The 22,411-nt window shown below is 37.8% G+C and carries 18 protein-coding genes, 2 tRNA genes and 5 pseudogenes; 6 read left to right on the forward strand and 19 right to left on the reverse strand.

Annotation, left to right across the window (positions count from 1 at the left end; all coding sequences use genetic code 11):
* Positions 1-8: 8 nt before the first annotated feature.
* The 12 genes and pseudogenes from NBRC111893_RS07830 to NBRC111893_RS07885 all read right to left on the reverse strand — a co-directional run bounded on the left by NBRC111893_RS07830 (position 9) and on the right by NBRC111893_RS07885 (position 10,484).
* Positions 9-920 carry a F0F1 ATP synthase subunit gamma gene (locus NBRC111893_RS07830; RefSeq protein ID WP_125008619.1) on the reverse strand — a complete coding sequence of 304 codons (912 nt, stop codon included), beginning with the start codon at positions 918-920 and terminating at the stop codon, positions 9-11.
* A gap of 19 nt (positions 921-939) precedes the next feature.
* Positions 940-2,480 (reverse strand): annotated as a pseudogene (gene atpA, locus NBRC111893_RS07835) (F0F1 ATP synthase subunit alpha).
* Between the two features lie 28 nt (positions 2,481-2,508).
* Positions 2,509-3,048: an ATP synthase F1 subunit delta gene (gene atpH / locus NBRC111893_RS07840; RefSeq protein WP_125008620.1), complete on the reverse strand. Its 540-nt coding sequence runs from the start codon at positions 3,046-3,048 to the stop codon at positions 2,509-2,511.
* Positions 3,038-3,552 (reverse strand): annotated as a pseudogene (atpF, locus tag NBRC111893_RS07845) (F0F1 ATP synthase subunit B). Before atpF ends, atpH begins: the two are co-directional and overlap by 11 nt.
* 37 nt (positions 3,553-3,589) lie before the next feature.
* Complete coding sequence (gene atpE, locus NBRC111893_RS07850) at positions 3,590-3,802, reverse strand: F0F1 ATP synthase subunit C (protein WP_125008621.1); 213 nt, start codon at positions 3,800-3,802, stop codon at positions 3,590-3,592.
* Between the two features lie 22 nt (positions 3,803-3,824).
* Positions 3,825-4,538 (reverse strand): F0F1 ATP synthase subunit A, encoded by a 714-nt coding sequence (gene atpB, locus NBRC111893_RS07855; protein WP_125008622.1) that lies wholly within the window; start codon positions 4,536-4,538, stop codon positions 3,825-3,827.
* A 284-nt stretch (positions 4,539-4,822) separates the two neighbouring features.
* Positions 4,823-5,452, reverse strand: coding sequence for a uracil phosphoribosyltransferase (gene upp, locus NBRC111893_RS07860; protein WP_125008623.1), 630 nt, complete (start codon positions 5,450-5,452; stop codon positions 4,823-4,825).
* 139 nt (positions 5,453-5,591) lie between these two features.
* Positions 5,592-6,830: a serine hydroxymethyltransferase gene (gene glyA / locus NBRC111893_RS07865; RefSeq protein WP_125008624.1), complete on the reverse strand. Its 1,239-nt coding sequence runs from the start codon at positions 6,828-6,830 to the stop codon at positions 5,592-5,594.
* Positions 6,831-6,890: 60 nt separating this feature from the next.
* A complete protein-coding gene (locus tag NBRC111893_RS07870; protein ID WP_125008625.1) occupies positions 6,891-7,919 on the reverse strand; it encodes an L-threonylcarbamoyladenylate synthase in 1,029 nt (342 codons plus the stop codon).
* Positions 7,920-7,935: 16 nt separating this feature from the next.
* The gene (gene prmC / locus NBRC111893_RS07875; protein WP_125008626.1) at positions 7,936-8,784 is read right to left on the reverse strand and encodes a peptide chain release factor N(5)-glutamine methyltransferase; all 849 of its coding nucleotides are present in this window, start codon (positions 8,782-8,784) and stop codon (positions 7,936-7,938) included.
* Positions 8,777-9,862 (reverse strand): peptide chain release factor 1, encoded by a 1,086-nt coding sequence (gene prfA, locus NBRC111893_RS07880; protein ID WP_125008627.1) that lies wholly within the window; start codon positions 9,860-9,862, stop codon positions 8,777-8,779. The genes prmC and prfA overlap by 8 nt, the downstream gene beginning before the upstream one ends.
* Positions 9,862-10,484, reverse strand: a pseudogene (locus tag NBRC111893_RS07885) (thymidine kinase). The gene prfA and the pseudogene NBRC111893_RS07885 overlap by 1 nt, the downstream one beginning before the upstream one ends.
* Before the next feature lie 166 nt (positions 10,485-10,650).
* Between NBRC111893_RS07885 and NBRC111893_RS07890 the strand changes: the two are divergent.
* Complete coding sequence (locus NBRC111893_RS07890; protein WP_125008628.1) at positions 10,651-11,997, forward strand: Mur ligase family protein; 1,347 nt, start codon at positions 10,651-10,653, stop codon at positions 11,995-11,997.
* Positions 11,997-12,785 (forward strand): type 1 glutamine amidotransferase, encoded by a 789-nt coding sequence (locus NBRC111893_RS07895; protein WP_125008629.1) that lies wholly within the window; start codon positions 11,997-11,999, stop codon positions 12,783-12,785. Before NBRC111893_RS07890 ends, NBRC111893_RS07895 begins: the two co-directional genes overlap by 1 nt.
* A 70-nt stretch (positions 12,786-12,855) precedes the next feature.
* Here NBRC111893_RS07895 and NBRC111893_RS07900 read toward each other — a convergent pair whose 3' ends face one another.
* On the reverse strand, positions 12,856-13,767 hold the full coding sequence (locus NBRC111893_RS07900) for a serine hydrolase domain-containing protein (RefSeq protein WP_225417687.1): 912 nt from the start codon (positions 13,765-13,767) through the stop codon (positions 12,856-12,858).
* A 113-nt stretch (positions 13,768-13,880) separates the two neighbouring features.
* Between NBRC111893_RS07900 and NBRC111893_RS07905 the strand changes: the two genes are divergently transcribed.
* From NBRC111893_RS07905 to NBRC111893_RS07915, 3 genes are all read left to right on the forward strand, one after another.
* Complete coding sequence (locus NBRC111893_RS07905) at positions 13,881-14,210, forward strand: hypothetical protein (protein ID WP_125008630.1); 330 nt, start codon at positions 13,881-13,883, stop codon at positions 14,208-14,210.
* A gap of 20 nt (positions 14,211-14,230) precedes the next feature.
* The gene (locus tag NBRC111893_RS07910) at positions 14,231-14,818 is read left to right on the forward strand and encodes a hypothetical protein (RefSeq protein WP_125008631.1); all 588 of its coding nucleotides are present in this window, start codon (positions 14,231-14,233) and stop codon (positions 14,816-14,818) included.
* Between the two features lie 139 nt (positions 14,819-14,957).
* On the forward strand, positions 14,958-16,307 hold the full coding sequence (locus NBRC111893_RS07915; protein ID WP_125008632.1) for a matrixin family metalloprotease: 1,350 nt from the start codon (positions 14,958-14,960) through the stop codon (positions 16,305-16,307).
* A gap of 98 nt (positions 16,308-16,405) precedes the next feature.
* On the opposite strand, the gene NBRC111893_RS07920 is transcribed toward NBRC111893_RS07915, so the two are convergent.
* Entirely contained in the window at positions 16,406-17,203 is a 798-nt protein-coding gene (locus tag NBRC111893_RS07920; protein WP_125008633.1) for an alpha/beta hydrolase family protein, read from the reverse strand.
* Positions 17,204-17,457: 254 nt separating this feature from the next.
* Positions 17,458-17,530 (reverse strand) — tRNA-Gln (locus NBRC111893_RS07925).
* Positions 17,531-17,659: 129 nt separating this feature from the next.
* On the opposite strand from NBRC111893_RS07925, the gene NBRC111893_RS07930 reads away from it, so the two are divergent.
* Positions 17,660-17,733: transfer RNA gene (locus NBRC111893_RS07930), tRNA-Glu, on the forward strand.
* 308 nt (positions 17,734-18,041) lie between these two features.
* Here NBRC111893_RS07930 and NBRC111893_RS07935 read toward each other — a convergent pair.
* From NBRC111893_RS07935 to NBRC111893_RS07950, 4 genes and pseudogenes are all read right to left on the reverse strand, one after another.
* Positions 18,042-19,376, reverse strand: a pseudogene (locus NBRC111893_RS07935) (glucose-6-phosphate isomerase).
* Positions 19,377-19,378: 2 nt separating this feature from the next.
* Positions 19,379-20,871, reverse strand: a pseudogene (locus tag NBRC111893_RS07940) (ATP-binding protein).
* Positions 20,868-21,602 carry a response regulator transcription factor gene (locus NBRC111893_RS07945; RefSeq protein WP_125008634.1) on the reverse strand — a complete coding sequence of 245 codons (735 nt, stop codon included), beginning with the start codon at positions 21,600-21,602 and terminating at the stop codon, positions 20,868-20,870. Before NBRC111893_RS07945 ends, NBRC111893_RS07940 begins: the two are co-directional and overlap by 4 nt.
* Positions 21,603-21,613: 11 nt before the next feature.
* Complete coding sequence (locus NBRC111893_RS07950; RefSeq protein ID WP_125008635.1) at positions 21,614-22,312, reverse strand: papain-like cysteine protease family protein; 699 nt, start codon at positions 22,310-22,312, stop codon at positions 21,614-21,616.
* Positions 22,313-22,411: the final 99 nt, after the last annotated feature.

Genomic DNA, 22,411 nt, shown 5'->3' on the forward strand with positions numbered 1-22,411 from the left:
AATTATTTCTATTGACTAAGAGCTTCCTGACCACCAGTAATTTCAGTGATTTCAGTAGTAATCGCAGCCTGACGAGCTCGGTTGTATTGTAGCTCTAATTTACTAATTAAATCATCGGCATTATCTGACGCTGACTTCATAGCAGTAGCACTAGATGCATGCTCAGACGTCTTAGCATCTAAGATAGCTCCATACACTAAGCTTTCAGAATATTGTGGTAACACTACATTCAAAACATCTTTTTCTGATGGTTCAACATCGTAAGTAGCAGTTAACTGATTAGTTTCAATATCATTGCTAGCATCACTACTAAAAGATTCACCATCAATTGGAAGCATTTTTTCAGCTCTGAACTTAGATGTCAAACGGTTAACAAAGTGTTCATAACAAACATATAGTTCATCGAAGGCACCGTTATCATACATCTTAGTAGCAGTTTTAACGATTTCTCTAACTTCGTTAAAAGTTGGAACATCACTAACCCCACGATACTCATATGATACGTTTCTTCCCAATTTCTTATAAAAGTCGGCTCCATTACCACCAACCGCAAGAATTTGGATGTCATCGCTACTATTATGTTTTTCAATAAACTCATTTGTTTCTCTAATTACATTACTATTATAACTTCCGACCATTCCTCGGTCAGAAGTAATAATCATGTAAGCAGTTCTCTTAGTTGAAGATTGATCATTAGCAGCTGAATGACCAGAGGTTTTAGTCAATCCATCTAAAAAGTGAGATTGAGCTAAATGTAAAACTACCGATTTTACCTGGCTTGCGTATTGATCATAGCTAGTCGTATGCTTTTGAATTTGGCTTAACTTTGATTGAGAAACCATTTCCATAGCATTCGTAATTTGACGCGTCTTCTTAGTAGAAGTGATCCGATGTTTAACATCGTTTAACGAAGCACCCATGTAATCTCACCCTCCTTAACTAGTCATTTGATGCAGCTTGCGCTTGATCATCATTTTGGGTTGGTTGGAAAGTTTGCTCGAAGTCCTTAATTGCAGCATCCATATCAGCTTCTTCAGGAAGTTGACCAGTCTTAACAATACTGTCAAGTAAGTCTTTGTGTGCTTGATCGAAGTAATCAAATAGCTCTGATTCATAACGCAGAACATCTTCAATTTCAATCTTGTCCAAGAAACCATGTGTCAATGCATACAAAATGACAACTTGTTTTTCAACAGAAATTGGTGAATGGATAGGTTGCTTAAGAACTTCAACCGTTCTAGCACCACGATCCAACTTAGCCTTTGTGGCATCATCAAGATCTGAACCAAATTGAGCAAATGATTCCAATTCATGGTATGAAGCAAGGTCCAAACGTAAAGTACCCGAAACCTTCTTCATAGCCTTGATTTGGGCGTCTCCACCAACACGAGAAACTGATGTTCCGGCATCAACCGCTGGACGAACACCAGAATAGAAGCTGTCGGCATCCAAGAAGATTTGACCATCAGTAATAGAAATAACGTTAGTTGGAATATAAGCAGAAACGTCACCGGCTTGTGTTTGAACGATTGGTAAGGCAGTCATTGAACCACCGCCCAATTCGTCAGACAACTTAGCGGCACGTTCCAATAAACGTGAATGCGTATAGAAGATATCACCAGGATATGCTTCACGTCCAGGAGGACGACGAAGAATAAGTGATAACTCACGATATGCATCAGCTTGTTTTGATAAGTCATCATAGATGATTAAAACATGTTGTCCATTATGCATGAAGTACTCACCCATGGTAGCACCAGCATAAGGAGCGATATATAGAAGTGATGCAGGTTCCGAAGGACCAGCATTAACAACAATGGTGTAATCCATTGCACCATACTTCTCTAATGTACTTACAGATGAACGAACAGTAGAATCCTTTTGTCCAATAGCAACGTAAATACAAATCATGTTTTGATCTTTTTGATTTAAAATAGTATCAATAGCAATTGATGTTTTACCAGTCTTACGGTCACCGATGATTAACTCACGTTGACCACGACCAATAGGAATTAGTGAATCGATAGCTTTCATACCAGTTTGTAAAGGTTCGAAAACTGACTTACGTTCCATAACCCCAGGAGCTTTACGCTCGATAGGCATATGAGAGTCAGCCTTAATATCACCTTTACCATCAATCGGTTCACCAATTGAATTAACAACCCGACCAATTAAAGCATCCCCAACGGGAACTTCCATGATCCGACCAGTTCTTTTTACAGAATCGCCTTCACGAATGCCTGTATCATCACCAAGAATAGTGATACCAACTTCGTTGGCTTCAAGGTTTTGAACCATTCCGAAGACGTCGTGGCCGAAGTCGAGCAACTCTCCAGACAACGCATTTGAAGTCCATGAGCACGAGCGATACCATCACCAACATAAGTAACGATACCTGTTTCTTGAACGTCGAGCTCGTTGTTATAGCCCTCTAATTGTTGTTTAATAAGAGCACTGATTTCCTCAGCTTTAATGCTCATAAATTTCACCTCTTTAAAATAGATATCGTTAGTTTAATAACAATTCTTTAACTTTTTCGATTCGAGCTTTAACACTTCCGTCGATTAACATATCGTCAGAATGTAAAACAATTCCACCAATAAGATCGCTATCAACGCGAGTATTTAAAATAACCTTTTTAGCTCCAACACGATTAGCAAAGGCGTCAGCAATCTTAGATTGCTGATCAGCACTCAATTCGACAGCAGATGTAACATCCGCTGTGACGATTGAGTTTTCTTTGTTATAAAGTTTTTCAAATTCGTCAATAATGGTAACGACTTCAGTGTATCTTTGATATTCCTCAATTATATTGAAAAGATTAATTAAGAATTCCGACCCATTTTCTAAAATCGGTTTTAGCAACGACTGTTTTTGGTCAGCACTTGTTTGACTACTTTCCAAGATTGATGCTAATGCAGGATTATCCTTAAAAATTTGACGTACTTCAACAAGTTCAGAGTATTCCTCATCTAACTTGTTTAAATCTTTAAGAGCATCCAACATTGCTTTTGCATATTTCTTTGCGGAAGTTATATTATCTGTCATTTAGCTTTCCCAACCCTTCAACATAAGAATCAACGAGAGCTTTTTGGTCTTCTTCGTTTAATTCTTTAGAAATGATTTGGAAGCGATCTCAACTGATAGACTTGCCACATCTTTCTTAGAGTTTGCCAATGCTTCTTGTCGTTGTCTCTCAATATCTTGTTCAGCTGAGCTCTTAAGGTTTGAGGCATCTTGACGAGCATCGTCAATGATTTGATCACGTTGCTTTTGCCCAGAGTCTTTAGCTTGACTAATAATTCCACTAGCTTCTTCACGAGTATTTTGAAGTTCTGCTTGACGCTTACTTGCTAAATCAGCAGCTTCAGCTCGTGATTTTTCTGCGGAATCAATATCATTTGAGATTTTATCGGAACGATCTTGCAGCATTTTAGTTAATGGCGTCCATGCGACAAGTTTAATTAACCACATAAGGATTAAGAAACTAATCATAACAAAAACCATATCACCAATGTACAATTGAGTCCCTACTACAGAATACGAAAACATTTATTGGCACCTCCTTCTGAAATATTATTAATTGTCACTACTTGTTCATAACTAGTAAAGCGACAACGAAGGCGATGATAGGCATAGCTTCAACCAAACCTACACCAATAAACATGTTCGTACGTAATTGACCTGACATTTCTGGTTGACGTGCCATACCATCCAACATTTTTGAAATAATAAGACCGTTACCAACACCAGCACCAATAGCGGCACCAGCCATAGCAATACCTGCAGCAATTGCTCCCATAATTAATAATCCTCCTTAAATTTTATTCCTCGACTTCAACTTTTCGAGAAATATAAACAGTTGATAATGTTACAAAAATAAAGGCTTGAATACATCCAATGAATACAGAGAAGCCTTGCCAAGCCAATTCAAGTGGTAAACTAACAACCCACATAAGTGGACCGCCCTTTACCGCCATACCGGTAATGATAGTTAATAGCATTTCACCAGCATAGATGTTACCGAATAGTCGTAGTCCTAAAGTTAAGAAATTAGTAAATTCCTCGAAAATATTAACCACGAAAAACAGTGAAAATGGCTTAAGGTAATTGTCAAAATGCTTCTTATATCCTAAAGTCTTAATCCCCATAAATTGAGCGAAAGTCAAAGTTAACAGTGACAACGTTAAAGTAATAATTGGGTCAGCTGTTGGACTTTTTACATAAGTTACTCCAGAAACATCAACGTGCAAGAATAATCCAAGTTGGTTAGCAACTAAGATAAACATAAACAACGTGAATGCCCAAAGGCCTAAATCTTTGCTCATTTTACCAGGAAGAGAGCCTCTAACGATTCCATTCGTAAAATCTACTGCATACTCAAGAACGTTTTGACCCTTTCCGGGTTTAAGGCTTAAATGTCTAGACAAACCAAATACTATTCCAAATACAATAAGAAAAACAATCATAATTGAAATTAAGTTTCCAACGTTAAAAGTTAATCCTAAAAATTGAAAGGTAGAAGTAGGTTGTCCCACATAGTCTCACCTCTTTCCATGACAAATTCTACGCAACGTGTATCTAACTGGTTTAGTGGTCGGGAAGACATCTTATACCAAAGATAAATTTGCGATGGTAATGAACGAAATTATAATTACGTCCAAATACATATGAAATCATACCACCAAATAAAGCAAAATTCAAAAGAATCTTACCATTTAAAAAACTTATTAGATAAGGCCCATAACGACTTTTTCGCCTCGGATTACAGGTGCATATCAAAAAAGCAGAGGCCTAACTCCACCCTCTGCAAATCGATTAACTATTTAGTTCCAAATAATCGGTCACCGGCATCCCCTAACCCAGGGATAATGTAACCATCTTCACTTAATTTTTCATCAAGTGCGGCAGTATAGATATCAATGTCTGGATGAGCTTCTTGAAGTGCTTTAACTCCCTCAGGAGCAGAAACTAAACAAACAAATTTGATGCTACTAGCACCGCGCTTTTTCAATGCATCAATAGCCATAATGGCAGAGCCACCAGTTGCTAACATTGGATCCACAACAAAAACTTGTCGCTGATCAATATCAGAAGGCAACTTAACGAAATATTCATGAGGTTCAAGGGTCTCTTCATCCCGGTACATTCCGATATGCCCAACCTTAGCGGCAGGAATCAAATCAAGAATTCCATCAACCATTCCAATTCCGGCTCTTAAAATTGGCACAACGGCAACTTTTTTACCTGAAATTTGTTTGGCGTGGGCAACTGCAACTGGAGTTTGAACGTCAACATCTTCTAAAGGCATATCACGAGAAACTTCGAAAGCCATTAACGTTGCAATTTCGTTAACGATTTGTCGAAAGTCTTTCGTACCACAATCCTTATTTCTAATCATTGTCAATTTATGTTGAATCAACGGATGATCCATAACTTGAAACTTACCCAAAGTAATCCACTCCTTTTTTATTCCTGACAATTGTATCACATTAATAACTGACTGTTGAGATAAGTTGCTGCTAATTCCCATTTTAGGCCGAAAATGGAATTCCGACAAAGAATGTTGGAATTCCCACTTTAATAATTAATTACTCTAAAGGATATTTATCAGTCAGTTCACGGACCTGCTGAGCTACTTGTTTTAAATTATCATCGTTCTTCGGATCAGCAATGACCTGTAAGATTAATTTAGCAACTAATTGACAATCGCCTTCGTTAAACCCACGTGTTGTAACGGCGGGAGTTCCTAATCTTAAACCACTTGTCTTCGAAGGTGGCAAGGGATCATTAGGAATTCCTTCCTTATTAGTAGTGATATGCACGCTATCTAGTAAATCTTGTAATTCGGCCCCGTTCAAATCACAATTTGATAAGTTCAAGGTCATTAAATGATTATCCGTACCACCAGTCAATACCGACACCGTCTCGGATGCCTGGAACACTTCCGCCATTGCTTGTGCATTTTTAATAATTTGCTCGGCATAATTTTTAAACTCTGGTTGTAAATCTTCATAAAATGCCGTGGCCTTACCTGCAATCACATGTTCCAAAGGACCACCTTGACTGCCAGGGAAAACAGCAGAATTCAACTTCTTAGCATATTCCTGCCTAGCAAGAATCATACCACCGCGAGGACCCCTTAGAGTTTTATGTGTCGTGGTTGTAACAACATCCGCGTACTCAACGGGATTTGGATGAAGTCCAGCAGCAACTAGTCCAGCAATATGGGCCATATCAACCATTAGATAAGCCCCAACGGAATCAGCAATTTCTCTAAAGCGTTGCCAGTCAATAATCCGACTATATGCAGAAGCTCCAGCGATGATAAGCTTGGGTTGAATTTCTTGAGCCTGCTTTGCAATCGCATCATAGTCTAAACGTTCAGTTTCAGGATTTAATTCATATGAATGAGCATCATAAAGTTTACCTGAAAAACTTACTTTTGCTCCGTGCGTTAAGTGTCCACCTGCATCAAGTCCCATTCCCAGAATGGTATCACCAGGTTTTAATAACGCAGCATAGACAGCTTGATTCGCTTGAGAACCTGAATGTGGTTGCACATTAGCATACTCCGCACCAAATAATTCTTTGGCACGATCGATCGCTAATTGTTCAACCACATCAATATATTCACATCCGCCATAGTAGCGTCGACCAGGATAACCCTCAGCGTACTTATTAGTTAATACTGATCCCTGGGCAGCTCTGACTGCATTGGAAACAATATTTTCCGAAGCAATTAATTCAATATTACGTTGCTGACGATCTTCTTCATGACCAATAGCATCCCATAATGCATGGTCCTGTGCTTTGTAATCATAATTCAACCTACAACACCTCGCAGTTATATTTGAACTTCTAAATAAGTTATAGAAGTGATATCTAGATTATAACTGCTTAAAATGCATTTGCCCAGCTGATTTGTTTAACCGGTTCATATAAGCTTCGCCAAGTCCGGTTGGCTCGACACCTTGGACGAAGATAATTTTATACTGGGGTTGATCATCAAAATCCCGTAACTCTCTAAATAAATTGTGACTTGCATCACTAACATTGTTTCCAAGTGAAATTTGCTTCACATTTGTTGACCAATTTATCATCTTTAGATCATCATCAAAAGCCATCACACCAATTGGTGCCTGCAACTGATTATTCTTGATCCACCGACTAACATCTTGCCAGCTATCTCCCGGATCAACAATATACACCTGAGCATTCGGCGCATAGTGTTTGTATTTCATACCAGGCGCCTTAGGAACTTCATTAGTCCCAACATGATGTAACTCATCCATAACTGGGATTCCAATTACTGATTCAATCTGTTTCTTTGTGACTGCCCCCGGTCTTAAAATTGCCGGCTGATCAGTCGACATATCCAAAACAGTTGATTCAACCCCCACTTCAGTTGGCCCATCATCTAAAATAGCGGCAATTTTGCCATTTAAATCATGATACACGTGTTGGGCAGTCGTTGGACTAGGTTTACCAGAAGTATTGGCTGAGGGACCAACCATCGGCTTACCAGAAGTTTTAATTAATGTTAACGTAGTTTGGTTATTTGGAAATCTGAACGCTGCGGTCTTCAATCCACCGGTAACAAAAGCTGATAAGGCAGCTGGTTTTAATTTAAAAATCATCGTTAATGATCCCGGCCAGAAAGCTGCCATTAATTTACGAGCTGTATCACTTAATGGTTCCGCAAAACGTTCAACCGTTGCTACATCAGCAACATGTACAATTAAGGGGTTATCGCTAGGACGACCCTTAGCTTGGTACACCTGCTTAACAGCAAATTCATTAGTGGCATCGGCACCAAGTCCATAAACGGTTTCCGTTGGAAAGGCCACTAATTCACCTTCACTAATTAACCGAGCTGCCTCGTCAATTTGATCTGGTTTTAAAATTTTTGTTTCCATAATATACCTCCCAATTTTATCTAACTAATTTAACCATTCGTTGATTTCCTGCAACATCATGGCGTGATGTTACCTGCGAATTACTAAATTCGCTTTTTAGTAATTTCATTACATCTGCTTCTTGATGAAAACCAATTTCAAAAAATACCATTCCAATATCTGTAAGGTGCTGATTTAATCCGGCGATAATTTGCTTATATACAGCTAGACCATTATCAGCGGCAAACAAGGCTAAAGATGGTTCGTGAGACACTACGCTAGCTCCCATATCTTCAAGTTCGGCTTCAGAAATATATGGTGGATTACTAATAATGATGTCATATTTATCACTAATCTGATCAAACACATCACTAAGTACAAATGAAATGTCAGTTTCCTCTTCTTTAGCATTTTCCTTAGCAACCTGTAACGCTGCATCCGAAATATCTGTAGCCGTGACTTTAAAAGCTGGTCGATTTTGCTTTATCGCAATCGCAATTGCCCCACTCCCAGTGCCAATGTCAAGTACCTTCAATGGTTTTTCGTCAATTTCACTTGTCGCTTCCAACACCCAGTCAATTAATTCCTCAGTCTCCACTCTAGGAATCAAAACTTGGTTATTAACTTTTAATTGCATTCCATAGAAATCAGCCCGACCAATCGCATACTGAGGAGGCATACCACCAGCGATTTCATTTATGACATTTTGAAATTTTTTCCAGTCTGCCTCGATCATTTTGGTTTGATTTTTAATTAGCAATTGAACCTGAGTCATATCAAACAGATGAGTCATAATAAAATCTACATCCGCTAAAGTATTAAATTCTGAATTGTTTTTTAAAGTAAAAGAAGCCCACTTACGGGCTTCAAAATAAGTCTTAGTCATTGTTCAAGTTCTCTAACTTCTGCGCTTGGTCTGAAACAACTAACGCGTCAATGATATCATCAAGTTCCCCGTTCATTACCCGGTCTAACTTATTCAAAGTTAATCCAATTCTATGATCGGTTACCCGATTTTGAGGGAAGTTATAAGTTCTAATTCGTTCTGAACGATCACCGGAACCAACGGCTGATTTACGTTCAGCATTATACTGATCTTTTTCTTGTTGAGCATAGTAATCATAAACCCGGGCTTTAAGAATCTTCATTGCTTTTGCCCGGTTTTGTTGTTGAGAACGTTCATCTTGCATGGCAACCACAATTCCGGTTGGTAAATGGGTCATCCGCACAGCAGATGAAGTCTTGTTAATATGCTGTCCACCGGCACCAGATGAACGGTAAACATCAGTCTTAATGTCTTTGGGGTCAATTTCGATATCAACATCTTCTTCTTCAGGCATCACTCCGACTGTAGCAGTTGAAGTGTGCACCCGACCAGCAGATTCCGTTACTGGGATTCTTTGAACTCGGTGAGCCCCGTTTTCATACTTAAGCTTTGAGTACACCTTGTTACCAGTGATCATCAAGACAATTTCCTTAAAGCCACCAACTTCAGTATCGGCTTCATCAACGATTTCAACATTCCAACCTTGCTTTTCAGCATACTTTGAATACATGTTAAATAGGTCAGCAGCAAATAAACTACCTTCATCTCCACCAGCAGCACCGTGAATTTCCATGATGATATTTTTATCATCATTAGGATCCTTAGGTAGAAGTAAAATTTTCATTTCTTCTTCGAGTTGTTCTTTTTGGTCTCTAAGATCAGAAATTTCTTCCTTAACCATCGACTCTAACTCAGAGTCGTCGATCTTGCTTCTTAGCATCTCTTCGTCATCGTCCAATTGACCAGTGACGTCCTTATACTTATTAAAAGTCGCCACCGTGTCACGAAGATCCGCTTCTTCTTTTGATAGCTTCATGAATTTTTGAGTATCCGAGATCACTTCGGGATCACTAATTAATTCATTTAATTCATCGTAACGGTCGACAACCGCTTGTAATTTTTCAAAAATCTCATCCATTAAATATTTTCCTCGCTTTGTTGCTTAATCAGTGGGTTATAGTAGTGCTTACGACATACTGGATAGTATGATTCATTTCCACCCATTTGAATTTGTTCACCTTCATATACAGGTTTACCATCATGAAATCTTAAATTCATAATTGCTTTTTTCCCGCAGAACCAGCAAATAGTCTTCATTTCTTCAATTTTATCTGCATAAAGCAGCAAGTATTCAGATCCTTCAAATAAGTGATTTTGAAAATCATTTTTAGTCCAAATGCAATAACCGGGATGTTTAATTCATCAACGATTTTTGCAAGTTGCAAGACGTGCTCTTTCTTTAAAAATTGGGCTTCATCAATCAAAACACAGCTAGCGTTAGGATCAATATTTTGGACCTGCTCAAAGACATCGGTATCGTCCATAATCGGATATGCAGGTCTTTCCAGACCAATTCTTGACGCGATCATTCCATGCTTCTCACGCGTATCGACAGCACTAGTCATGATGACTACACTTTTGTTTTGTTCTTCGTAGTTATGAGCGACTTTAATGATTTCAATCGTCTTACCACTATTCATTGCTCCATAACGATAAAAAAGTTGTGCCAATTTATCCACCCTTTTTCTGACAGTTTCCATTCTATTATACAGAATTCCAGTTAAAATATCGACACTTAGAAGCGAATCAGTCAGTAAACTATTAGCAAATCATTAAAAGTAGGGATTATTTACCAATTAATGAAGGCAATATGCTAAACTTAGTTTTTGGATTAAAAGTACTATATTGTTCAAAGGAGCAATCGACATGTCATTAAAAAGTTCATTTGCAAAGGCCGCAGGAAAATCTTCCTACTGGTTCCTTCACACGTTTCTAAAAGGTGGTAGTTCCCTTCCAGGAAAAATTACTACCCGTATCGACCCTGACATCTTAGAAACTCTGGGCCGGGATTATGACGTTATCGTAATTACTGGAACCAATGGTAAGACTCTTACCACAGCATTAACGGTTCAAGTATTAAAACAAAAATACGAAAACATCTTAACTAATCCTTCTGGTTCTAACATGGAACAGGGAATCGTAACTACTTTCTTAACTGCTAAAAAGTCACGTAACCAACGACCATTGGCAGTTCTAGAAGTTGATGAAGCTAATATCATCAAGGTTACCAAATACATCAAACCTAAAGCATTTGTATTCACAAATATTTTCCGAGATCAAATGGACCGCTATGGTGAAATTTATACTACTTACCAAAAAATTATGGATGGGGTTGCTTTAGCCCCTAATGCAACCATTATCGCTAATGGTGATGCACCGATTTTTCATAGTAAGCAATTGCCTAATCCGATGGTGTTTTATGGATTCAAAGATCAACCAGAGTCAGACATTAAGGCGTCTCCTAATACTGATGGTGTACTTTGTCCTAACTGTCAGCACATCCTTCACTACAAGTATATTAGTTATGCCAATTTAGGTGATTACTTCTGTCCTAATTGTGGATATTCAAGACCAGAACTTAATTTCGCACTTAACAAACGGATTGAGCTAACTCCAAAATCATCTACGTTTGAAATCGATGGCGAGCCAATCAAAATTGGTATCGGTGGAGTTTATAACATTTATAACGCCCTTGCCGCTTACTCAGTTGGCCGATTCATGGGAGTTTCTCCTGCCCAAATTCGCAAAGGATTTGAACAAGATGAGCGAATCTTTGGCCGTCAAGAAGAAATCAATGTTAATGGTAAGAATGTTACATTAATCCTAGTGAAGAACCCCGTAGGTTTAAACCAAGTAATCGATATGATTTCTACTGATAAGGATGAATTTTCATTTATCGGCTTACTAAATGCTAACTATGCCGACGGAATCGATACTAGTTGGATTTGGGATGGCGACTTTGAACGTCTACCACAGATGAATATTAAGCAATTCATTACTGGTGGTGAACGCTACAAAGACATCACTTACCGACTACAAGTCGCTGGCGTTGATCCCACAAAGCACCTGGTTGAACCCGATTTAGATAAGGTTGTGGAGATGATAGATGACACCCCAACTAAAAAGGTGTATATTCTAGCAACGTATACAGCAATGTTAAGTTTACGAAAAACTTTCGCTTCTAAGGGTTATATCAAGGGAGGAATGGACTAATGAGTTACTCACTTAAAGTTGGTCATCTATATGGGGATTTAATGAACACCTATGGTGACATTGGTAACATTTTAGTTTTAAAACATCTGGCTAAAGAAATGGGTGTTGAATTGGATGATGAGGTGGTCAGCCTTGACCAACCATTTGATAAGGATAAGTACGATATCGTCATTTTTGGCGGTGGTCAAGACTTTGAACAATCAATTATTTCTAAAGACATCCAAACTAAAAAAACTGATTTAATTGATTTCATTGAAGATGGTGGTTCAATGGTCGCTATCTGCGGTGGATACCAACTATTAGGCCATTACTACATTGGTGCCAATGGTGAAAAACTTGAAGGAATTGGTGCATTAGACCATTATACCGAAAAACAAGAAAACCACCGATTTATTGGTGATGTGTTAATTGAAAATCAAGAAACTGGTGAGAAGTACCGCGGCTTTGAAAATCATCAAGGCATCACTTTCCTAGGTGAAGGTGAACGTCCATTAGGTAACGTTCTTGAAGGATATGGGAACAACGGCGAAGACAAGACTGAAGGTGCAATCTACAAGAATGTTTACTGCACTTATTTCCATGGTCCCATCCTAGCCAGAAACAATCAAATTGCTAAGCATGTGTTAATGAATGCGCTAAGCCGCAAGTACCCTGATGCAGACTTAACTACCCAAAAAGAAACTTCAAGTTTCAGAAACATTCTAAAAATAAAACCAAACAAAAAAGCATTCGATATTAAAGTCGAATCTTTTTGTTACCCTCGATTTGATTCATTGATAAATGTATGAATTAATTCACTACGATACTTTAAAAAAGGTTCGTTATTAACCTGGGGATGGACTCGATTAGATAAATAAATTACGCCCGATGGTGCGCTTGATCAATAATCAGCAAAGTCCCTGTATACCCAGTATGCAAAATGATTGGGTGATTCTCATCATATGTTAGAATCCAACCGAATGAGCGGATTCCCAAATGATTGGGTGTTTGATCTTGATAAATAGCCGCTAGCATGTCATCATCAAGTACCTCTCGCGTACTGTCACGATGTTCACCCAACAGAAACCGCACAAATTTTTCTAAATCTGCTTGGTTTGAAAAAAGGCCTGCTGCCCCACTATCTTCCCCTAAAATCTGAGTTTTAGGATCGTGTACTCGCCCACGTAGTAAACCAAATTCTGGCACAATTTGAGTTGGTACTACTTGTTCGACATTTTTTGGCGCAAATGTCGTATTGAACATCTTAAGTGGTGTTAATATTCGTTCTCGAATTAACTGGTGAATTGACTTTCCAGTGATCCTAGAAGCAATCCACCCCAAAAACAAATAATTAGTATCTTGATAGCGAACGACAGTTGAACGCTTATCCCCCGCCGTTAGGCCTAACTCGGCTTGAATTAATTGATCCTTGGACAGTTCATTACGATGTGGAATATAGCCGACAATATCTGAAGTATGAGTTAACAGATTCCTAATGGTTACTTCGGGGGATTGCCATTCAGGCAGATAATCGCTGATTGAATCCTCAATCGCAATTTGACCATCACTAATCAGCTGCAAAATCACATTAGTAGTCCCCACAACTTTAGTTAATGAAGCCAGGTCATATAACTCATTTGGCATTAAAGATAATCGATTCGGTAATAATTCTTGCCATCCAAGTTGCCCTTCGAAATGGTCATTGCCATCAATTATAGTGTATGAAGATCCAGGAACGACCTGTTTATCAACCCCGTCGCGAATCTTTGCGAACGTTTTTTTAAATTTCATTTTATATCAACTCTCATTTCATTGTTATTACTATAATAACATCATGCTTTTATCATCACCTGCTATTTTCTGTTACAATAAACACAGAAATGCATTTACGGAGGGCCTAATAAATGGCAAGTAATTCAGATACAATTTTTCACGTATTAAATTATATTAAAAATCATCCTCAACAAGTCATTATTGATAATGATCAGTACAAGAATGCTGTTTCATTATACTTAGATGATACAGTTAAAGTTGGTAATCCTGAAATATATTTTCCGAATCAAGATTTAGCCATCAATCGGATGACAGAAGACTTCATCGCTAAAAACGGCGACCTTCTTGATTACTTTCACGGTCAAACCAAAGTATCCGACGAAAACTACCACGATTTGTGGGTTACAAGTAGTCACCTAGTTAAACAACGACGTTACTTAGTCGACCTATCATTTGAATAAACGAAACGGGGCTTAATATTATGGGAGTTCAATTACTAGATATAATCACTAAATTAGCATCGTACGCGATGGTGATTTGCTTTGGCCTATTCGCATACTACAGAATAACAAATAAGCAGACTAACGTTCATTACGGTAGATATGCCCTAGTATCATTGTTAATCATGATTGTCTTTGGCACCGCATTTTTCTTAACTCCGCAAGGACAACGTATAATTAAAACCGGGAATACTTCTGATACGGTGTTATCCGGACCGGCCAAAAAGAAAAAGGTAATTAAAAATCCTTTGACTGCCGCCACTAAAACTTACCACGACACAAACAATCTTATCTTTAAACATCCTACTAAAGTGGTGCTTACTGGTAACAATCTCAAGATAAACGTGGCCGATTCAAGAGACACCCAAGAATCATTGAAATTGGCATCTGCTGAAGTCCTAATGGCTCTCAGACAGGCTAATTTAAAACAGATCAGTACCATTCAAATTAATTACCGTCCTTTAAATAGTAGGCAGCCTAGACTAAAGTATCAGATTAGTACTCACCAACTTATAAATTCATTACCCCAAAAAATCACCATTACCGATTTAACTTCCTACGTTGTTTAACGTAATTGCTACATATGATCAATCTTATCTCTACTGTTCAAATGGTCACCATCTTTATGAGTCGCCTGATAGATTATCAGAAAATCATTTAAATCTGCTTCAGGCAACCCCAATAATTATTATTTTGGAGGTACGCACGATGACAAAATTCAAAAAAACTGTTTCGTTCTTACTGGTTACTCTCGCAGCTATTTCGGGGACAGCCACCTATCAAATAATTACTGGAAATCCAGGACATGCAAGTAAAAAAATCAAGATAATCGCTAAAAAAACTTTGGCATCGGCTAAATACCGCATCAACTCCAACAAAGCAAAAAAAGCTTATGCTTACACTTCAAATTTAAACCGTCATGTATTTAAATTAAGTAATTATCAGAAAACGACCTTTAATGTGAATAAACAACAAACCGTGTCTATTAATGGCAAAAAGCGAGTTTATTTTTATGTTAAAAGCACAGGGTTAAAGAAAAATATCTCCGGGTGGGTCTGGCACAAATATCTCACCAAACAACCCACTAAAGTAACCTCGAAAAAGAGTCTTGAACAGTTAATCAAAGCTACCACTGACTTACAACCATCTGCAAGTGTCCTATCCTTGTCATCAACTGTTTATAATAAGTATCAATCTACTTTTAACAAAGAGTACAACGTGGGAGATTATGCTAGTGATGGAGTTTTCAAGAATCATACGGCAAGCGTTTACGTTGCAGACTCTTCATTAATGCAACCAGTTGCAATGGCCATTGCTAAATGGAACTCAGCTCTTGGTAAACAAGTATTTACAATGGGAACTCAAAACAACCATACGATTACTGTGAAATCAACTGATGGTGACCCTGTTGATTGGGATGGCTATTTCGTTAATAATACGATTTCTATTAATAATCAAAGATTCAATGATTCATCTTATGCAACTGATAACCTAAGCCTGCCTTCGGAACTCAATCAACAAGTTGAAACCTTGACGAACCAAGCTAGTAGTCTACTTGATAAAACCAATGATAAACTTAATGATCTTAAATCGACGTTTGAATCTGATTATGACAGCTTAGCTACTGTTTACAATTTATCTAGTTCTTCGCAACAAACCATAATAAAAAAGGAATTAACTACGCTCCAAAACAAATATAATAACAACGTTACCTTGGTCAAACAAAATTATGAAGATCAGTTAGCAAAGATTAAAGATAAAATTGCAGCGGTGTACAGCGATAATCAAGATATAATTAAAAAACTTTCTCGCACTAATTACTGGATTACTGTAGTCGCTCACGAATTGGGCCATACTTTAGGTTTATATCACACGCCTTATCTAGATGATGTCATGTATTCTAGTACTTCAAATGAGGCCGATACTAGAACCGCTCCAATTAAATATACTTGGAATAAACCCAAGGACTTCTCGGTCACTTCCGCGATTGCATCAGCAATTATTTCCAAACGAGATATTAATCGAGCCAAATTAACCATGCAATTAGGTTACTGGTAACAAAACAAGCGAGCCAACAATTATGTTGGCTCGCTTGTTTAATAACTCCAAGATAGAATAGAAAATTTTATCAAAGCAGTTTTTACATAAGCATTAAATCACATTGTTTGACGTAAGAATAAGATAGTGTCGTCATAAACATCATCTAAATATCCCTTAGCGTGACGCGAACCAGTTAAGAAACGGGTTCTCACTGGTATGTTGTGTTCAATTAACGTCTGCTCAAGTTGAATGACACCAGTAGTTGGCACAAACTCATTCATTGAATTAGCTAGATACATTGGTCCTGTCTTGTCTGTAACTCGATGATAAGGGGTTGCAGGCTCAAATTCAGCTTCATTGCCGTCGAAATAATTTACGACGAACCACTTATAAAATGCATCATTAGCACCTGTCTGATTAATTTCGGCACTTGCAGTACTGTTGAACGTATTATTTGTATCACCAGGTTGAGGAACAACATCCTGGTGTTTTGCTAACCAATCATCAATATCTAAAATTCCTGACAATGATACGATGGGAATACCATACTTAATCCCCATTTCAACTGACATATTACCACCAGCAGATGAACCAACCACTCCAATATGATCATGATCAAACGGATAATCGGAATCTTTCAACCACTCATACAGATTGTCCATATCTTCAAGTGGTGCTGGGTAATAAGCAGCCGGCGTGAAGCGGTAATTAGGAACGACTACAAAGTACCCCTCTTTAGCAAGCCGCTCACCCCAGTCAGCATCCTTACTCTTATCGCCACGGAACCATCCACCACCATGAATATCAATAATGGCACCAGAATAAGACTTCAAATCTGTATCGTAGTAGATATCCGTTTTTAAGTCTTTATCTGAATTGTAAACAATATCTAATTCACTTTTAATTGCTGTCATATTGTACAACCCCCTTTATTAATACAATAATTATAAGGCGGTTATTCCAGCAATGAAAGCATTTAGACTTGTTTACCAAACAATTGAAAAACATGTTCAACCATAACTTGCGACATACAAAAACATAGCAAATAAAAATAATTTAGAAAAATAAAATAATATACAGAATGAAAAACTTCTCTATATAGTCTTATGTAAATAATAAAAAAGACATTATCAAGTCAACAATGACTAATGATAATGTCTTTTATCAATTGGGTATACTGGGCTCGAACCAGTAAATTACGGATTCAGAGTCCGCTGCCTTACCAATTTGGCGAATACCCAATAAATTATTAACACATAATATAATATCGATATTTAAATAGTTTGTCAAATCAAAATATGACCGAGAAAACTTGACAAGCCAGCGTTAATGCGATAAATTATTATAGTAAGTTTGAGATTGGTTATCATTGCCCGCTGGTCAAACTGGTTTAAGACGTCGCCCTCTCAAGGCGGAGTTACGGGTTCGAGCCCCGTGCGGGTGATACTAGATAAATAAGTGGTCCGAAAGAGTTGGTAAAACAGCTGTTTCGGACCTTTTTATTTCCTCTAATGAAAGATAAATGTACTTAAAATAATGGCTAAAAAATACCAACCATGCTCTAAATATTTCAGAAATTTAAGTTTATTCACAACAATCATCCCCTTAGTTACTGACATCTACTATCAAGCATTTAGATTACGCTTATATAATAAGTTGTCTATAATTGATTAATGTCAAAACCTTTACCCAAGACTATTTTTTACAAAAAAGTCCCGCAACCAACTAGTTGCGGGACTTTTTCTATTTATCTTAAAGGCGCTTGTTTAATTCATCACCAATTTCTTCAAAACCTGGTTTACCCAGTAAACCAAACATATTCGTCTTATATGCTTCAACTCCTGGTTGGTTAAATGGATTAATCCCATTCAAGTAACCTGAAATTGCAATACCAATTTCGAAGAAGTAGATAAGATATCCAAGTGAATATTCATTAAGTTCCGGCATGTGAACGGTCATAACTGGCACTCCACCATCAGTGTGAGCCAAGACAACCCCTTCATAAGCCTTAGTGTTAACCCAATCCATTGATTTACCTTCAAGGTATCCTAGACCATCTAAGTCTTTATCAGCTGAAGGCACAATAATGTCTTCATTAGGCGTATCCAACTTAACCACTGTTTCAAATAAGTTTCTTAAGCCTTCTTGGATGTATTGACCCAATGAATGTAAATCAGTCGTGAAGTTGGCTGAAGATGGGTAAATTCCTTTTTGGTCCTTACCTTCCGATTCACCAGCCAATTGTTTCCACCACTCTGAGAACATTCTCAAGTTTGGTTCATAATTTTCCAATAATTCAGTCGTGTAACCCTTACGGTATAAGATATTTCTCAAAGCAGCATACTTGTATGCATCATTCTTAGTAACATCAGTTTCAGTCAACTCATTTGAGCATCCCGAGCGCCATGCATCAAGTCATCAATATTACCACCAGACACAGCGATTGGTAATAACCCAACTGGGCTCAATACTGAGTAACGACCACCAACACCGTCTAGGATGACAAATGATTCCCAACCGTTAACGTCAGCTTCACGCTTCAATGCACCGCGCTTAGCGTCAGTTGTTACATAGATTCGACCGTTGGCTTCTTTTTCACCATACTTTTTGCATTAATTTTTCTTTGAATACTCTAAATGCAATTGCTGGTTCAGTCGTAGTTCCTGACTTAGAAATCACGTTAATTGAAAAGTCATCGTCCCCAACCAAGTCTAATAATTCACTCAAATACGAGGAACTCAATGAATTACCAGCAAAAATCACTTGAGTTTCGTCTGAGTTACGAGTGTAAAAATTGTTGTGTAGTACATCAATCGCCATTTGAGCGCCGAGATATGAGCCACCAATTCCAATTGTGATTAAATATTTTGAATCACTGCGAATTTTATCAGCCGCTTTTTGAATACGAGCAAATTCATCTTGATCATATTTAGTTGGTAATTCCAACCAATCACGATATTCACTACCTGCACCGTTTCCGTTTCTAAGTTGATCATCAGCGGCGTTTACCATCGCTTGCATCTCAGCTAATTCGTTTTCGTGAACAAACTTACTTAACTTGGAGCTATCTAACTTAATGTATGCCATCTCTACTTACCATCCTTATTATCGTTTGTCAGGTTCTCAGAATCCGATTCATTATTACTATGACCTTCATCCGGAAAGACAATTACAAATGTGGTTCCTTCATTGAGCTTTGATTTTACCGAAATCTTACCACCATGTTGCTTAACTAATTGATGAACAATTGCAAGTCCTAATCCTGATTCGCCGTATTCACTACTACGACGAGAGGCGTCCGCTTTGTAGTAACGTTCAAAATATTTTTCTGTTGCTCTTCACTCATCCCAATGCCAGTATCAGATATTCGGATAATGGTTTCGTTAAAACCCCGTTCACCAACAATTTTGACGGTGCCGTTTTCCGTAAACTGTAAAGCATTATTAGTGATATTGATAATAATTTCAGAAAAACGGTCATAATCAGCGTAAATTGGCAACTCTTTAGGTGATTGTAAGATCAATTCATCACCAGCGCTCTCTGCCTTCTTACCTAATTGTTCAACCACGTTCGTAAGTAAATTATACGCATTAAAGTTCCGTCTATCCAGTTGAATTGAATTAGTTCTGATTTTTTCGTAGTCCAAATTATCATTAACTAATCTAATTAGTCGCTGAGTTTCACTATTCATCAATTCAAGACTCTTATCCCGTGATTCCGTTGGGATAACATCGTATCTAATTCCTTCAAGGATTCCCGAAATCGTGGTCAGTGGTGTCCGCATCTCATGCGCAGCATCGGCCAGAAATTCCTGTCTCCGTTCCTCTTGCCGTTCAATTTCTTGGTTAGCTTCTTGAAGTGATTCCGTCATATGATTGAAATCACTAATTAAGTGACCAATCTCGTCTTTACCATTGTCTGGAAGCCGAATAGCATAATTACCATTAGCCACCTGATTAGCAGCGCTCCTTAACTTAGCAACGCGTCGATTCAAACGACTCGCGATGAAGAAACTCACGATAAGAGATATCACCATAGCAATTCCCAGCCCAACTAATAGGTTCCGATTAATTCGATTAACATTAGAATTAACACTAGAAACAAACGATCCAGTAACAACTGCCGCGACCAATTTTTTCTTATAATAATATGGTTTAAGTACTTCGATCATTGCAGGTCTAGTTTGCCCATTAATCAACTTATTTGACCGACTGCTTATTTTGCGGACAATCTGCCCCTGCTTAAGATGACGCCAGTCATTTTTGGTGATGTTGGTTGAAATTCCATCATTTGGATATAATACTTGTTTTTTAGGATTAAACATCGTGAAATGCACTGACTGATTATCAAGTAACGCTGCACTATTTTTTAAACTTTGGGTATTAAACGAAATGTTACCATTCTTTTTGTTATTCACGATTATTGACTGCTGAATTAAACTATCAGAATAATTTTCCATTCGCTGCCAAGCACTATCGTACACAAACGACTTACTCATTCTTGAAAATGAAAATCCTAATAATAGAATCGTAAATGTAATCACCATAAAGAAGGCTAGCATTTGTTGATAAATCATTTTCATTTCTGATTATCCACTTCACTATCATCAAATTTGTAGCCAACTCCCCAAACCGTTTGGATAACTTGGGGACCAACCTTTTCGATTTTTTGGCGAAGCTTCTTAACGTGCGCATCAACTGTTCGTTCATCACCATAATACTCATAATCCCAAACTAACTCTAAGAGCTGTTCTCGGGAGAATACCTGGCGCGGCTTTTGGCCAAGCGTTTTAAGTAATTCAAATTCTTTAGGTGTCAGATCTGGAATTAATTTATCATCCAAATATGCCTCACGAGTTTTAACATTTAAACGGAAGTGTTTGGTTAATACCTGTTCATCGGCATCCTGATTATCACCATCTTTACCGTTGGCATCATTGGCGGCATTTTGTGATCGCCGTTGAAGAGCCTTAATTCTAGCTACCAATGTAATTGGTGAAAAAGGCTTAGTAACATAATCATCAGCGCCCATTTCAAACCCTAAAACTTGATCACTATCTGAGTCACGTGCCGTCAACATGATAATTGGCACTGAATCTGATTGTTTACGGATTTCTTGGGCAACTTGCATGCCATCCTTTTTGGGTAAATTCAAATCTAAGGTGATAATATCCCACCCTTGAGGATCTTTATTAAAAATGTCCATTGCCTCATCGCCATCATATGCGTATGAAACATCCCATCCTTCTTTTTGGAAGAACATTGACATCATTTCTGATACTGATTTATTATCTTCGATCATCAGTAATTTCATTTAACTGCCTCCTAGTAACTAATTGCATCAACCGTATTGTTATACAAATGTTTTTTTAAGTGGCCCGCTGAAATGGCTTCGAGTCTACCAGTCCACGGATCATTATAATAAATTGTATGCTTATTAAAGCCAACCAATAAAATGAAGCTGTTCTTCAGATTATTCATGCCTGCGACCCGGAGTAATACCGGTTTTCGCCGCATTAAATGCTTTTGAAGTTGTCGAAAATTAACTTTACGTAAATCCTTAATTGAATTGGTTTGGGAAATAATGAGTGATTTTAAATCTATCAAATCAGTCGATACATCATTCCACTGTTTCACCGCTTCTAAAATCGTATCGGAATCAGGTGTTCCCTGAGCGCTTGTTAATAGCATCACTAATGCGGTTACTTGATTATCAACATCACTTTGAGTGGCTTGTATTAATGGCGCAATGGCTAAACGCCGATAGTTAGCTTTCACACTGCGTTTTAAAATCCATCCAGAAATGTTATCAATGGTAAATTTATACCAAGCACGTTTATTAAAAAAGCTAATTTCATCAATTAATAAATCCTGCCCAATCAGATTATCTGGAAAACTGACTTTACGATTGCTTTTATCAGTAGCATCATCTAGATCCTTGATGTACCAGTAATCACCCGCAACCGGCTTTAAGCGAACATAAAATGGATTAGGTCGCTCATTTGCAATTGAGATTTTTCTCATTATCTTCACCTCATGTATATTCTATTTTACCAATAAACGACTTAACTTGCTTGAAAAGTCCAAAGATTGTTATGATAAAGTTATATCAATCAATTATGT

The sequence above is a fragment of the Lentilactobacillus kosonis genome (assembly GCF_003864335.1).
GTDB classification, from domain to species: domain Bacteria; phylum Bacillota; class Bacilli; order Lactobacillales; family Lactobacillaceae; genus Lentilactobacillus; species Lentilactobacillus kosonis.